Consider the following 14,801-nt stretch of genomic DNA (forward strand, 5'->3'; position numbering starts at 1 on the left):
TGAGAAGAGCTGTCCCTAGTACGAGAGGACCGGGATGGACGCACCTCTGGTGTACCGGTTGTTCCGCCAGGAGCATCGCCGGGTAGCTAAGTGCGGAAAGGATAACCGCTGAAAGCATCTAAGCGGGAAGCCCCCTTCAAGACGAGGTATCCCTATCAGATCCCTGGAAGACCACCAGGTTGATAGGCTGGGTGTGGAAGCGTGGCAACACGTGAAGCTAACCAGTACTAATTGATCGATCGGCTTGATTGATCCCTCTTGCTACTGTCTGCATAGCTTGCGCAGCGGTAAAATCTGGCAAGACCAAATACAACAGTGTTCGCACACACAATCACGATATCCATTCTCTTCAAAGCTGTGTTTAGATGGCTCGGTGGCATTAGCGGCCGGGAACCACCTGATCCCATCCCGAACTCAGAAGTGAAACCAGCCTGCGCCGATGGTACTTTGTCTTAAGGCACGGGAGAGTAGGTCACTGCCGGGCCTTCTAAACACAGCTTGTTCCCTATCCAACGATATTTAAAAACCCCTGACCTTCATTGGTCAGGGGTTTCGTCGTTTCTGGTGTCTATCACTGGGCAAAAGACGGCCTGTTTTCTCCCTGTTTTCCAAAGACCATCTCACGCCAGCGTGAGATTAAACCATGCGTGGCATCACAACGGTTTGATGCCCCGTGTGTGAAAGGTGCAGTGACTGTTTGCAACCGGGCCGCTAGGGTCAAGGTCTGGACGATGAATGCTGACTTGCTTTCACATAGAGGGAATAGACGATGAAAAATGCATTGATTTTGGGCGCAGCATTGACCGCCGCGGTATCATTGGCCGCAACCGAGCAGGCCGCAGCACAAGGTGCCAAAGAAAAATGCTACGGCGTTTCAATGGCAGGCCAGAATGATTGTGCCGCCGGGCCGGGGACGACCTGTGCGGGAACCTCAACAGTCGATTATCAGGGCAATGCCTGGAAACTGGTGCCGGCGGGAACCTGCGAGGACATGAGCTTTACCACGGCAGATGGCCGCGAAATTATGGGCAGTCTTGACAGGCTTGATCGCGATATTCCCGAAGGTTGATCGGATTGTCGATCCACGATCATTCTTCCCGAGTGAGGGTAAAGGACTTTAAATGACACATCTGCCCGCATGTGCCGGTGTTGGCTTTAAGGCCGAGCATGCCAGTGACATTCTTGGCGGTAAGGCATCCGTTGGCTGGTTTGAGATCCACCCTGAAAACTACATGGTGGCTGGTGGACCACGTTTGGCGATGCTGGCAGATGTGTGTGCGCAGTATCCTGTGTCCATGCACGGGGTTGGGCTGTCACTGGGCGGCGGAGATCCGCTTGATGCGCGTCATCTGGCCGATCTTAAGCGTCTGGTGGACCGGTTCAACCCCGCCATGGTTTCAGAACATATTGCATGGTCATCGCACGACGGTCTGTATATGGCCGACCTTTTGCCGACCCCGATGACAAAAACATCCCTTGATCAGTTGGTTGCCGCGATTGATACGGTTCAAAGCCATATTGGCCGTCGTATTCTGATTGAAAACCCGACGTCTTATTTGCCCTTACCGCAAAATTCGATTTCGGAACTGGACTTCATCACCGAGGCGGCGCGCCGCAGCGGCTGTGGTTTACTGATTGATGTAAACAACATTTACATATCCGCCCATAATCTGGGTTTTGACGCAGAGGCCTTTGTCGATGGTATTCCCGCCGATCTGGTCGGGGAAATCCATCTTGCCGGGCATGAGCGTGATGCCAATGATCAGGACAGTATTTTGATTGATACCCATTCCCGGCCCGTGGCCGATCCGGTGTGGGCGCTGTTTGACCGGCTGATTGCCCGAATTGGTCCAAAACCAACCCTGATTGAATGGGATAATGATGTGCCATCATGGCCGGTTTTGCAGCACGAAGCCGCCCTGGCCGACACGCGATTGAACGCGGTGCGATCACGCGCGCCCGAGATGGCGTCATGAGCAACCTTAAACCGTTTTATGACGGGTTCAGCAATGCCTTGCTCCGCCCGCAGCCGGGCGGCGTACCCGATGGTTTCCCCGCCAAAGCAGCCCATCGCTTTGCCATTTACCGCAACAATGTGCACCGTGGATTGGGTGATGCCCTGGCCGCGGCCTACCCGACGGTTAAAAAGCTGGTTGGCGCTGATTTCTTTGCCACTCTTGCCCGCGATTTCATTGCATCCGAGCATAAACGTCCCGGCAGTCTTGCGCTATATGGTGACGGGTTCGCCGATTTTATTGCCAATTATGATGCTGCGCGTGGCATTGCTTATCTGGCCGACATCGCCCGTTTGGAACGCGCCCGGCTGGGGGCCCAGCATGCCTGTGACACGCCGCCACTTGCCGCAGCCGACCTTGCCGGATGCGAGGTGGATATTGGTCAAATGTCCTTTGCGGCCCATCCGGCATGCCGATTGGTGATCTCTGATCATCCGGTCATGAGCATCTGGCAAATGCAGAACCCACAAGACGGGCAGGTGCGTGCCAAAAGCATCCTCAATCAACCCGAAGCCGTCTTGGTAACCCGACCGGCAATGTCGCTTCAGATGCAGGTGTTATCCCCTGACGCCGCCGCGTTTTGCCGGGCTGTCCTTTGGGATTGCGCGACCGTTGAAGATGCTGTCGATAGGGCATCAGAAGTTAATCAGAATTTCGATATCACGCAGTGCTTTGCCGACCTGCTGCTAAGCGGTGCATTGCGTGCGATATCATGCACGGGAGAACAGCATGGTCGATAACCTAAAAGCAAAATGGATCGCCCATTATGATCATATGGTTGGCTGTCTGGAAGGTCGGGTTGGTCGGGATCATCTTGGTCTTGTGGTGCGCATCCTGTTTGCCGTGCTGTTGCTGCCCTATTATTTCAACAGTGCCCTGACCAAGATTGACGGTGGCGCGCTCAGTGCCGGTGCCTTCGCCCAGATACTGCCACCGATTGCCGAACAGTATCTTTATGACACGGCCGCCATCCCGTTTTTCCCATGGCATTTGATTGTATGGGCCGGAACACTTGCCGAGTTCATCCTGCCTGTTCTGATCGCACTCGGGCTGCTTACTCGGCTTTCGGCTGTTGGCATGATCGGGTTTGTGGTGGTGCAAACTGGTGTTGATGTTGCATTTCACGGGGCGGCATTGGGCAGCCTTGCCAATGGACTGCCGACAGAACTGATTGATCAGCGGTTGCTGTGGGGGGCTGTGTTGAGCATTTTGGTGTTTTCAGGCGGCGGTAAGGTTTCACTTGATCGCGTCCTGAACCGGATGCTGCGGACATCGGCGCGCGATTTGTGATGTAATTGCATGTTTTGAACATCCATTTGTTTCTTCTGATGAAATAAAGGAATATATTCCCGGTACGGATTTTCTGTTGATGTCCTGACAACTCGGGACACAATCGGCTTTTTGATGGAAGCTCCGGCATATCTGGTCGTATCAAACAGGATGAAACCGGTGAGCTATCTTAAAAACCATCAGGTCTTTGCGTCAAAAAGCCTGGATCAGACGCAGGCTTTCCTCGCGGAAATGAACAGCATTGATGAGTTTGACCTGCTCGGTAAAAAAGCAACAGCCGATATTTCCATTCAAGCCGCGTCACTTGCCGATATTGATTTGCTTGGCGCGTCCTTTGGCCCGGACCGCGTCACGATCAAAGCACCTGCAACCGAAGATAACGACCTGTTTTTGCTGTTTGTGAACAGGGGCCATGGCAAGGTCAATCATGGCGGCCAAGAGTTCGAAGTTTCGGCCAAGCAGGGCATGATGCGCAACATGCGCATGCCGATGAATGCCATCGAAGACAATTTCGCAGCCCTTGGGGCAAAGCTTCCTGTCGATACCTTGCGCAAACATGCCTTTGCCCTGACCGGGCAGGATGTTTTTCGCAATGATCTGGTATTTGACACGGCACTTGATTTGACACCCCCGGGCGGGGCGCATGTGTCCAGTACGCTACATTATATCGCCAATGCCCTTGATGGACCGCTTCACGATACAAAGAACGGGATCATCCTTAAGGAACTCCGCGATGTGCTTCTGACCAATATCCTGATGTTGCTGCCAAATTCCTATTCGGAAATTCTTCATGACCGGCCGTCGGGTATTGCGATGCCGCGTCAGGTCAAGCGTGCCCGCGACTATATTCACGAACATGCAGAACATTCGATCCAACTGGTGGATTTACTGGCGCATGTCGGGTGCGGCTATCGCACCCTTCAGCTCGGATTTAACGAAACTTTCGGCATGGCGCCGATGGCCTATGCCAAGATGGTGCGCCTGAACCGTGCGCATAATGATTTGCTTGAAGCAACACCTGGAACAACGATTGCCAGCGTCGCCCGCAAATGGGGTTTTGTGCATGCCGGACGGTTCGCACAAAACTATACGCTGCATTTCGGTGTGTCCCCTTCCGAGACGCTTAGGGTCCGGACTGATTCACATAACCGCCCCGGCAACTGATATAAGAGAAAACACTAGGAAAAGACCGCCGAGCGGGGTGATCCCCGGTCAAGGGATTTGACGCAGAGTTTTCTCTTATATCAGTTGTCCATAGGATCCCCCGCATTTGCACGGCCTACTTTGCCGCAAAACCTTGAAAGATGTATATCTTCCTGCGGTTTTGCTTCGCGTATCCGCACAAATACGGGTGACCGGGGTGATTATGTGAAACAGTCCGGACCCTGATCGTCGCCGCTAAATCCAACGTGCATGCTGTTAAGTTGTTGCCGTAAAAAGTGTAAGGCTATCCACTTTTGTGCATTGCCTATCCACTTATGGTCGTTAATCGACATGCTGCCTTTATTCCTTCTGGTTTCATTCCATGCTTCTGCGTAATCCTGCCGCATAGGACGGGGAGGGGCAGAATTTTAATGCGTTGTTCCCTGCGTGACATTCGCCATGCGGGAACCTCAACCCGGATGCAAAAGTAAAAAAGCAAGAAGGGTCCGGGCATGCAGATCAGAAGATTGACGCCAATATTAAACTATGCGGGGTTGCTGTTACTTGCCCTGTTGATGATGATCGTGATGGATCGACCGGCGCATGCAAGTTCGCAGTGGAAGAACTTGCAAGGAGGGCCCGAATGCGGCGGCGTTGATAAACGCGGTAATCTGCAAGAACCGTGCGGACGCGTGTCTGCGAAGTTTCAGTCAAAGGCTGTCGGCAAATGCCCGGATGGATCCTTTTTCGATTTGGGAACATGGACCTGTTATGCCTGCCCTGACGGATATAACCGCAACGCAAAAAGCATCAGTGGTGAGAAGGCCTGTGACAAGCCAACCGGCGTAAAGCAGCTTCTGAGCGCGACGTTTCTTGGCAAAAAGGAATGCCCGGCTGGTTCGTTCCTTGATAAACGCAATGGTGGTGAATGCTGGTCCTGCCCAAAAGGATATGGTCGTACTGCGGCATCTGTTGATAAATGGAACGCCTGTGGCATGGTTCTGAAAAAGGCCGTTAGTGCCACGTTCGAAGGACGTGCCTGCCCGCAAGACTCATTTACCGATCCGCGCAATGGCGGCGAATGCTGGAGCTGCCCGGAAGGTTTTAATCGCACAGCAACGGCGGTTACCGGAAATAAGGCCTGCGTGAAAACCATTGATTTCTTGCCAGCCACGAAAATTACCGCTTTGACCTGCCCCCCGGGTCAGATTTTCGATTTTATCGATGGCGGGACCTGCTGGTCTTGTCCTGATACCTACCTTCGGACAAGCTTCTCGGTAAAAAGCACTAAAGCCTGCAAGGCGACCGAAATGAAGTGGAGCTCGCCAAAGCGCAACATGCCGGGTTTATTTGGTCTTAGCCCGGCGGTCGAGGAATTGACGCTTGAGCTGGTGCGTGACCGCACAGAAATTGACGAGATCATTGCACAGACCGTGCATCAACTTGATGACACGACCGTCGAAGAATTATCTTATGTTGAATGGTTGCTGATCGAAAATGAACCATGGCGTAGTGAAGCACTAGCAAGTGTGATTGCCCAGCGCCTGATGAAAGCAGCGGCAACCGCGCCGGGAAAACGGACCGCACTTGAAAAACGATTGCTCGATGATGTCGGCGTGCAAATTCAGTGGAACCGTCAATTCATTGCATCGCAGCTTCGTCAAGTATTTGAAAACTGGGAAAAGACAAAAGAACTCGAATTCGCCGAAGACACCAGACACAACATGTTGGCGTTTGCAGGTGCAATCTCCGAGGCGCCAAATTTCAATGAAGTTCTCTCGGCCTCCTTACAAGGGGGGGCAATGGCAGGCACCTTTGCAAGTGGTATTGGCAACGGGTTTTTCATGGCCAGCTTCAAGGCTTTTGCCCCATATCGTAACCGCGCAGCCCAGGCAGGCACCAAAGCAGCAGCTAAACTCAGTGCCAAAGTCCTGACCAAGATTGTTACGCCGCTTGGAAAAGTTTCGGTAACCATGTCGCGGATGGTAAGCGGCGCAGCAGGTCCGGCGCTGACCGCAATCACCACTGCAATTAGCATTGCCATGGAAATCGACAAGATCATCAAGATCGAAGCCGCCGAAGGCAAGATACGGCAGGCCGAACTTATTGCCAGCCGTCCGGCTGACATCCCGCTTTTGCTGCAGGAAAAAACCGGTGAAGAGCAGTTCTTGTATCACTGGAGCGCTTTGATCGCCGGTGAAACGCGACCAAGTGCGAATTATGCCCGCGCAATTGCCGCGATCAAAGCAGGCAGCACTGTTGCTGCGTCAACAGGGCCGGTTATGCCGGTTATTGTCGGAGGAACCAGCCTCAATGGCGGACAGGCGGCAATTACGGCAGAATCGACAGTCCTTAACGATGGTCTGAAAAAGCAGAAAGCCAAAGTTGCCGGGACTTTCCGCCTTGAATTCACCGCAAGCCCCGGGCTTTGCCTTGTCAAGCAGGAAGGCGACAGTCTTGTTGCTGTTCTTGGCGAATGTAATACGCCTGAAGCACCGTGGGTGTTTCCAAATGCCCGCACCAGAGAACTCGTGGTGATCGACAACTATTGTCTGAGCATCGAAGCCGAGAAACTTGGTGCTAATGACCCGGTATGGATCCGGAAATGTTCCAACGCAAACCTCAAGACCTGGGGTCTCGATCAAGTGGGACAAATTCGATATGTCGGGACGGGTAGGCGGATGTGCATGACGGTCGCGGACGCAAAACCTGCAATCGGCTCCGTGGTGAAAATGGAACCCTGCAAAGTCAAAAAGTTTGAGTCGCAGGTTTGGCGTCCTTGGACTTATGCCGGTTAATTCAAACAACACTTAAACAGAAGCAGTTCGGTGAAAACACAGAAAATGTGTAGGCCGAATTGCTTCTGATTTCATGGGGAAATTGTCCGCATCCATTCTTGGTTGCGGATAAGTGGGGATATCATTTTGCGTAAATTTACATACCAGCGTTCTGTTGATGGACGTCGCCGCGTTTGTCGTTATGCCTTGATGGGGGTGTCTCTTTTAGCACTTGTCGGGTGTCAAACCACGGGCATGGATGGGGGGCAAACGCGATCTGGCGTGGTCATGTCGATCGACAAGCCGCTTGAATATAACAAATCTGTTCTGGGCATGCCCGCCGAAGACAGCGCAATTCAGGTGCTGGTGCGTGACAGCATCGATTTCCTGAAACAGGGAAATGCCAAAGAAGCATCAAGACTGATCAATCTGGCGCTGAAGCTTGATGTGACCAATCCGGATCTGCAATTTCTAAACGGATTGACCTATCACTTGATGGGCGTTCTGGGCGATGCATCAAAGTTTGAACTTGCCGAACAGGGCTACAAACAATCCTTGAAATTTGATCCGGGCAACTTGCCGTCGCGCTATCAGCTTGGCCTGCTTTATATGGATCAGCGGCGCTATCCATTGGCGCAGGAAAACTTTGCCGCCGTTGCGCTTCATCATAATAATGATCCGGCTGTTTTATACAGTCTGGCATCTGCGTCCTATTACTCCCGCGATCCACGCACGGCCGCTGCTGCGTTGAAACGGTTAATGGAAATTTCCCCGGAATCACGGGAAAACCCGGAAATCCTCAAAGCGATGGCACTGGCACTTTCGGCAATGGATGACCGGTCATCTGCCCAAGAGTTCATTACAACATATCGCGATGTGATCAAGGATGTGAACCGTGCGCGCGATCTTGATCGGCGTGTTGAAGGCTGGCAGTCCTTTTACGAAAGCGAAGGCAAATACATTCAGACCCAGTTCAGCGGCGAGCCGTTTGTCGAACCGGAAAGTGATGGTGAAATATCCCCGTTTGACAGCAATCCGTTTGGCCAGACAACGGAACCGTCCGATCCCTTCAGCAGCGTGCAAGACCCGTTTGGCCAACAGAATATCGACGATACACCGACCGAATTTGTTGATTCCGGGATGGTTGTGGTTGATGTGGTTCTGATCGGAACCCAGGAAGATGTCCGTAATTCTCGTGGGATCAATCTTCTCAACGGTTTGCAATTGCAGTTTGGTGATCCGCTAACCGGGGCGGCCGGGTTGGGATATGGTTCAACGAAAACCAAGGATTACCTGGGAACCGGGCTTGAAGAAAGCACGCAGACCATCACCCGCCAGATCGGTATTCCTGCGGTGACCTATTCGCTTAACATTGCCAATTCGGCGGATGCCAATAATCAGGTTCTCGCCAAGCCAAGCCTTGTGGCACAGGCTGGTGAAACTTCGGAATTCTTTTCAGGAACAGAAATTCTTGCCGCCGCCGTTTCCGGGGGCAGTGGGGACAGTGTTTCGGTCCAGAAGGAAGTCGGTGTGAAATTGGCCGTTACACCCGAAATTCTGCCCAATGACATGATCCGCCTGCATGTTGTTGCGGAACGAACCTTTTTGACCGATCCGTCCAATTCGGTTGTGTTTGAATTCCGCCTTGATACCACCAAAACCAACGTCAACTCGACCGTGACGATGAAGTTTGGTGAAACCCTGATCCTGGGTGGCTTGAGTGAACGCGAAACGTCAAAAACGGCAGACGGTGTTCCGGGTTTGATGGATATTCCGGGCCTGAACTATTTCTTCTCTCAGCGGGTTGAACGTGAGTTTGAGCGTTCCATCCTGATCCTGATGACGCCGCGCCGACCGGTCTATACCCGACAGAGCGGGTCTGATCGTGCTGCGGTACATGGGGAGTTGTCGGAACTCGAACAGGAACTGGCCAAACTCGAACGGCGTCATGGGGATTGGTACACCCCGCGACCGACATTTGATGTTCTGCGTGAACATCTTGAAGGCAAGGCATTCTTTGAAGAATTCCGTGCTGGCGATGTTCAGATCGATGCGTGGCAAAGCAATCCTGAGTCGCAACAAATGATCGCATCCGTGCGCGACCGACTGCTTGAAAACTAAGGTTTGACCTTGGATAGAAGTCCAGTCAATGGACAGGCAAAGTAACAGCAAGGGTGGATAGACCAATGAAACGTTGTTTTCAGGTTTTTGTTTCCGGAATCTGGTTCGTATGGGCCGGGCTGGCAGTTGCACAGGAAAGCAATTCCGGGGCTTGGGTTCAACTGCCCGGATCCGCTTTGGATATCTCGATCAATGAAGACGGGCAGGCCTATTCCGTCGGATTGGACGGGGTGCCATGGCGATGGGATAAGGCTGAACAACGCTGGCGGCAGATGTCGGGCAAATTTGCCCGCATATCGGCCGCAATTGGCAACCGCCCTTGGGCGATCAATGCGCTGGGGGAACTATCACAATATAACGGATTGTGGTGGGAGCCGCGTGAAGTGGATGTTCTCGATGTTGCTGCTGATACCCAGGGCAATGTTTATATCGCCAAGATAAATGGCGACATCTGGAAATGGTATGCCTTGCGCAATGAATGGCAACCGATTGCCGGAACGGCGAAACGCTTGGCCATTGGCAAATCCGGGCTGCCATGGGCGATCACAGATGCGGCCAAGGTGCGTGCCTATGACGGTGACGTCTGGCGGACCTATCCGGGGCGCGCACGCGACATTGCCTTTGGTGCGACGGATGTTGTCGCCATGGCCGATGACGCGGGACTTGTCCGTACTTGGCTGGCCGCCCGCAAAAGATGGGAAATTGTCGATGGGGTGAAGGATGTTGTCAGTTTAGCCGTAACGCCCCAAGGCAACATCTGGGCGGTCCGAAATGATGGCCTTATCTTTGCCAATGGCGGGCTCACCATTGATGATACGTCCGAAGAGGCCGCCGACGTGTCTGCGACAGTGCCGCGCCCAAAGGATGCCCGTGCACAAGTTAATGTGGCCGACGCACCGACCGCCGAGGTTGCTTTGGCACCCGTTGATGTCGCACCGTCTGCCGTTGCGCCGGGTGTTGTCGTACCGGGTTCCAGCAACACCGAGGCAACCTCATCAGGGGGCGGTTCAGGCGGGAATAATACCTTTACCGATCCTGTAACCGTCACCACAACCGATACGATTGTCTTTGTAAATACACTGAAATCTGCTGCATCACTTGCGATTGGCGGGGATGGCAGTGTCTTTGGCCTTGATGGCGCGGGCGGAGTTTTGCGTTGGTCGAACCGGCAAAATGATTTTGAAAGCTTTCCCGGTGAATTGGTGCGGATCACCGTGGACCGCGAAGGCAATCCATGGGGCATTTCCGCACTCGGGCGGGTGTTTCGCCATACCGGAACCCTTTGGAAGCAGATCACGGGTGCGACCGGATCAGATATATCCGCGGGCTATGACGGGACGGTTTTACTGACCAATGCAGCGGGCAGGATTTTTCGCCTGAACGATGCACAAACCCGTTTTGAAATGATTTCGGGAACCGGGGCATCCTTGATTGCCGCCGGGCCTGATGGCACGCCATGGGTGGTTCGATCTGATCAGCTTGTTTCGCGCTGTGACACCAATCCGTGCAAGGTCTATGCGCAAAAGGCCAAGTCGATTGCGGTTGGGCCCGACAACAGCGTTTATATCGTATCGACCAATAACTTGCTGATGCGACTGGATCAGGACGGCAAATTCATTCGGGTCCAGACACCGGGGCATACGCCTTCTACAGTGGCGGTTGGACCGATGGGATATCCTTGGCTGGTCAGTGACAAAGGGATCGCATTATCCTCAAAATTCTTTGATCGTGACGAAGGTACTGACTTGATGGTTGCCAATGCCACCAGTGGCGACACGGTGGGCACGGGTGAAACCGAACAGGTTGTCAGTACCGAAACATCCGGCGTTGTGTTTCGAAAGAACATGCGATTTACAACCGTGCCGATGGATCAAAGAACCAGTGCGGGGCAAGTCGCAACCGCCTCAGATGGCTCTGTCATTATCGGCGGTGGCAGCCAAGAGTTTGAAAAATATGACGAAAGACGCAAAAAATTCGTCCAGTTTTCGTCAAGCCTGGTGGATTCGTCACGCACTTTTACCAGTGTTGACATCGCGCCGAATGGCGATATCTGGGCCATTGACACAAGTATGACCGCAGAGCTTTACCGTGAACGTAATCAGGTCGTTAAAGAGTATTCAGTCAGTGGGTTTTCTCCGAGTGACGTGACTGTTGCGCCCGATGGTACTGTCTTTGTGATCTTTAGATCGGGGGGCGACACCTTTCTCTATAGCAAGGTGGACAATTCCGAGGAATTCAAACGTTTCAGTGACTTCAATCAGGTTCATGTGGCCGGGGCAGGGCCGGGAAATGATATCTGGATTGTTGATAAAAGCAATCTGGTCCGGCAGTGGACTGGATCAAGCTTTGAGCTGCGGCCAAAACGCGGAAGCCAAAAGGCCTCAAGGATTGATGTTGGCGGGAATGGGACGGTCTATATCATGGACATCAACAATGCCTTGCGCAAATGGAACGGTGCCAATGACAGCTTTGACGAAGTCAATAATTCGCCCACCGGGGGGCTTGCAGTCGATGCCGATGGTCGTCCGTGGATTTCAACCGGCGGCTCTTCTCCGACCATCAGTCGCGCCAGAGACTGACGGGCTATAATCCTGAGCGCGGGCAAAGCATCCCCAACGCGTTAATCCCCGCCAATGGTTTTGCCTTACTTGAAGGCCGGCATGTCATTGGCGGGCGATGCCTCGCGCAGGCTGATGAGGTAATCCTGACTGATGTCGTGCACGGCCATGATGTGATCATAGAGCAGTTGCTCGGCCGCGCTGACATCGCCGCGCAGGATCGCATCGACAATGCCCTGATGTTCGGCGTGCGAGGAGGCAAGCCGCGCAAGGCTCGTGAATTGTACGCGTCTGAACGGGGCGACGCGACGGCGCACCGATAAGGTCACATCGACCAGAACATCATTATGTGTGCCGCGATACAACGTGTTGTGAAACGCCCGGTTAAGCGTTTCATATCCGTCACTGTCGCCAAGCCGCACGGTTTCGGCCAATTCATGATGCAATTTATCAAGGTTATGGCGCTCCCCGCTGGTCATGCGTTTGGCGGCCAGGCGCCCGCACATGCCTTCAAGCTCGGCCATGCTTTCAAACATCGCGGTCAACCGTTCCGGGGTGGCAAGTGAAACATAAACCCCCTTGTTGGGGATTTTTTCCGCAAGCTCGCTTGCCGTTAGCAATTGCAATGCCTCGCGGACCGGAGTGCGCGACACGCCAAACCGCTTGGCAAGAAGGGGCTCTTCAAGCCGCTGACCGGGCGGCAGTTTGCCCGTGACGATATCATCTTCCAGTGTCTGACAAAGTTGCTGTGCAATGCCAACACCATCAGACGGTTCTAATGGGGCCGACTGCATGGCAAGCGACTGGGTAAGCTCAATCATCTGGCGTTTAAACCCTTATTGCGCGGTTTGAAGGCTTCTTATGAAGATGATGTATACACGATAATTTCCTGTAAATCCAAGCATCGCAATGGTTGTGAAAACAAGCATGTTTTTCGCACGAAGCTTTGCGCAATTATTGTGCAATAAAAAAGTGCACTGCAATATAAAGTTTAAAAAATGTGCAATAACGACGCTGAATTTAGAGTATATTTTTGTTAAGTCATTGAAAAGAATGGATTGGCATGTGTGTTGCAGGATGTATACACAATGCGGATCAAATTCCGTTGAGATTACTTTTCTTTGAAATAGCTATCTCTATCAGGGAGTCATCAATGACAAATGTTAAACGCCGCGACTTTCTCACCAAGTCGGCAATCGGCGCGGCTGCAACTGGGGCCGCTGTTGTCGCCGCTCCGAACATTGCGCGCGCACAGGAAACCTTTAACTGGAAAATGACCAACGCCTATGGTCCGGGGTCGCCATTTTATGTCACCGGTCCAGGCAGCCCGGAAGATTTCTGTAAGCGTGTGACGGAAATGTCCAATGGGCGTCTGAATATTCAGCATTTCGCCGCTGGCGAACTGATCCCGGCTCTTGAAGGGTTCGATGCGGTTCAGGCCGGCACGGTGGAAATGAATGCCGCCAACGCCTATTTCTGGGCCGGTAAAATCTTTGCCGCGCAGTATTTCACCACCGTTCCGTTCGGCCTGAATTTTCAGGGCATGAACGCATGGCTCTATCATGCGGGTGGTCTTGATCTGTGGCATGAAATCTATAAGCCGTATGGCCTGATTGCGTTTCCGATGGGCAATACCGGCGTTCAGATGACCGGCTGGTTCCGCAATCCAATCGAAAGTCTTGAAGATTTCAATGGCCTGAAAATGCGTATTCCCGGTCTTGCCGGTAAGGTCTATCAGCAGATCGGGGTTGAGGTAAAACTGCTTCCGGGTGGGGAAATATTCCCGGCTCTGGAGCGTGGTGTCATTGATGCCGCCGAGTTTGTCGGCCCGTATCAGGACCGGCGTCTGGGTCTGCAAAAGGCAGCAAAATATTACTACACCACCGGCTGGCACGAACCGTCCAACGCGACCGAGCTTCTGATCAATCAGAAAGCCTGGGAAAGCCTTCCGGCCGATCTTCAGGCGATTGTCAAAAACGCCGCACAGGCCTGTAACCTTGACAGCCATTCATGGTGCGAAGCCAATAATGCCGCTGCCTTGCGCGATCTGGTGGAAAATTACGGCGTCATCGCGCAAACCCTGCCTGATGAAGTCGTGACCAAGCTCAAAGGCATCACCAAGGACACTCTTGAAGCCGAAGCCGCCAAGGATCCGGTGACCAAAAAGGTCCACGAAAGCTTCATGGCCTTCCGCGATACCCACCGCGAATGGGCCGCGATCAGTGAAAAGCCGTATCACGGCATCATTTCATCGAAAGACGGGATGGGCTGATATGACTGCGACCCGCACTGAACCGCTCCCGGTCCCTGTTTTGGCTCCTGTTCTTGACCGTGTTCTGGGCCGGATTGTCGATGTCGCCGGATGGGGGGCAGCATTAAGCGGCCTTGCCCTTGTACTGGTGGTCGGCGGAAACGTGTTGCTGCGCTATCTGTTTAATTCCGGCAGTGTCGCGATGCAGGAACTCGAATGGCATCTGGTGTCACCGATTGCGCTGATGGGGATGGCCTATGGCATGCGCCATGGCGGCCATGTGCGGGTCGATTTTCTCTATGAACGTCTGAGCCCCCGGGCTCAGGCGATCATTGACCTGATTTCAGCGGTGTTGATGGCCATTCTGGGCGCGGCCCTGATCTGGTTTTCGATCCCCTATGTCGGGCAATCGATCATGATGGGCGAAGGGTCGCCTGATCCCGGTGGCTTGCCGTATCGCTTCTTGCTCAAATCCTTCATTCCCATCGGGTTTGGCTTGATGTTCATACAGGCGATTGCCCAAGGGCTGATCAATTATCGTCAAATTATCGCCGACACTAACGAAGACGGCGCACGTGCCTTTGATGCATCTGACGCCCCCGGCACCTCTGGTGTGGCGGCGCAAAATGGTGCAGGAGACTAATCA

The 14,801-nt window shown here is 53.2% G+C and carries 11 protein-coding genes and 2 rRNA genes (1 of these 13 only partly in view); 12 read left to right on the top strand and 1 reads right to left on the bottom strand.

Annotated features, from left to right (window positions below):
• The 10 genes from AC0VXT_RS07880 to AC0VXT_RS07925 all read left to right on the top strand — a co-directional run.
• Window positions 1-252, top strand: a 23S ribosomal RNA gene (locus AC0VXT_RS07880); it begins 2,495 nt to the left of the window's first position.
• Between the two features lie 117 nt (window positions 253-369).
• Window positions 370-484 (top strand): 5S ribosomal RNA (gene rrf / locus AC0VXT_RS07885).
• 285 nt (window positions 485-769) lie between these two features.
• On the top strand, window positions 770-1,069 hold the full coding sequence (locus AC0VXT_RS07890) for a BufA1 family periplasmic bufferin-type metallophore (protein WP_475548192.1): 300 nt from the start codon (window positions 770-772) through the stop codon (window positions 1,067-1,069).
• A 52-nt stretch (window positions 1,070-1,121) separates the two neighbouring features.
• Window positions 1,122-1,976 carry an MNIO family bufferin maturase gene (gene bufB, locus AC0VXT_RS07895; protein ID WP_475548193.1) on the top strand — a complete coding sequence of 285 codons (855 nt, stop codon included), beginning with the start codon at window positions 1,122-1,124 and terminating at the stop codon, window positions 1,974-1,976.
• Entirely contained in the window at window positions 1,973-2,755 is a 783-nt protein-coding gene (locus tag AC0VXT_RS07900) for an HvfC/BufC N-terminal domain-containing protein (RefSeq protein ID WP_475548194.1), read from the top strand. The genes bufB and AC0VXT_RS07900 overlap by 4 nt, the downstream gene beginning before the upstream one ends.
• A complete protein-coding gene (locus AC0VXT_RS07905; RefSeq protein ID WP_475548195.1) occupies window positions 2,745-3,305 on the top strand; it encodes a DoxX family protein in 561 nt (186 codons plus the stop codon). Before AC0VXT_RS07900 ends, AC0VXT_RS07905 begins: the two co-directional genes overlap by 11 nt.
• A 159-nt stretch (window positions 3,306-3,464) precedes the next feature.
• Window positions 3,465-4,469: an AraC family transcriptional regulator gene (locus tag AC0VXT_RS07910; RefSeq protein WP_475548196.1), complete on the top strand. Its 1,005-nt coding sequence runs from the start codon at window positions 3,465-3,467 to the stop codon at window positions 4,467-4,469.
• Between the two features lie 491 nt (window positions 4,470-4,960).
• Window positions 4,961-7,246, top strand: a complete 2,286-nt coding sequence (locus AC0VXT_RS07915) for a ricin-type beta-trefoil lectin domain protein (protein WP_475548197.1) — start codon at window positions 4,961-4,963, stop codon at window positions 7,244-7,246.
• 126 nt (window positions 7,247-7,372) lie between these two features.
• Window positions 7,373-9,346, top strand: coding sequence for a hypothetical protein (locus AC0VXT_RS07920; protein WP_475548198.1), 1,974 nt, complete (start codon window positions 7,373-7,375; stop codon window positions 9,344-9,346).
• A 65-nt stretch (window positions 9,347-9,411) separates the two neighbouring features.
• Window positions 9,412-11,925, top strand: a complete 2,514-nt coding sequence (locus tag AC0VXT_RS07925) for an NHL repeat-containing protein (protein ID WP_475548199.1) — start codon at window positions 9,412-9,414, stop codon at window positions 11,923-11,925.
• A gap of 65 nt (window positions 11,926-11,990) precedes the next feature.
• Here the strand turns inward: AC0VXT_RS07925 and AC0VXT_RS07930 are convergent, their stop codons facing one another.
• Complete coding sequence (locus AC0VXT_RS07930; RefSeq protein ID WP_475548200.1) at window positions 11,991-12,725, bottom strand: GntR family transcriptional regulator; 735 nt, start codon at window positions 12,723-12,725, stop codon at window positions 11,991-11,993.
• 332 nt (window positions 12,726-13,057) lie between these two features.
• On the opposite strand from AC0VXT_RS07930, the gene AC0VXT_RS07935 reads away from it, so the two are divergent.
• Both AC0VXT_RS07935 and AC0VXT_RS07940 read left to right on the top strand, forming a co-directional pair.
• Window positions 13,058-14,176 carry a TRAP transporter substrate-binding protein gene (locus tag AC0VXT_RS07935; protein WP_475548201.1) on the top strand — a complete coding sequence of 373 codons (1,119 nt, stop codon included), beginning with the start codon at window positions 13,058-13,060 and terminating at the stop codon, window positions 14,174-14,176.
• Window position 14,177: 1 nt separating this feature from the next.
• Window positions 14,178-14,798 carry a TRAP transporter small permease subunit gene (locus AC0VXT_RS07940; RefSeq protein ID WP_475548202.1) on the top strand — a complete coding sequence of 207 codons (621 nt, stop codon included), beginning with the start codon at window positions 14,178-14,180 and terminating at the stop codon, window positions 14,796-14,798.
• The last annotated feature ends 3 nt before the right edge of the window (window positions 14,799-14,801 follow it).

The organism is Thalassospira sp. Z349TD_5 (genome assembly GCF_056173045.1).

Bases quoted from the DNA above. Each gene is read 5' to 3' on its own strand.
- AC0VXT_RS07890 (WP_475548192.1), top strand. From the start codon at position 770: ATGAAAAATGCATTGATTTTGGGCGCAGCATTGACCGCCGCGGTATCA.
- bufB (WP_475548193.1), top strand. From the start codon at position 1,122: ATGACACATCTGCCCGCATGTGCCGGTGTTGGCTTTAAGGCCGAGCAT.
- AC0VXT_RS07900 (WP_475548194.1), top strand. From the start codon at position 1,973: ATGAGCAACCTTAAACCGTTTTATGACGGGTTCAGCAATGCCTTGCTC.
- AC0VXT_RS07905 (WP_475548195.1), top strand. From the start codon at position 2,745: ATGGTCGATAACCTAAAAGCAAAATGGATCGCCCATTATGATCATATG.
- AC0VXT_RS07915 (WP_475548197.1), top strand. From the start codon at position 4,961: ATGCAGATCAGAAGATTGACGCCAATATTAAACTATGCGGGGTTGCTG.
- AC0VXT_RS07925 (WP_475548199.1), top strand. From the start codon at position 9,412: ATGAAACGTTGTTTTCAGGTTTTTGTTTCCGGAATCTGGTTCGTATGG.
- AC0VXT_RS07930 (WP_475548200.1), bottom strand. From the start codon at position 12,725: ATGATTGAGCTTACCCAGTCGCTTGCCATGCAGTCGGCCCCATTAGAA.
- AC0VXT_RS07935 (WP_475548201.1), top strand. From the start codon at position 13,058: ATGACAAATGTTAAACGCCGCGACTTTCTCACCAAGTCGGCAATCGGC.
- AC0VXT_RS07940 (WP_475548202.1), top strand. From the start codon at position 14,178: ATGACTGCGACCCGCACTGAACCGCTCCCGGTCCCTGTTTTGGCTCCT.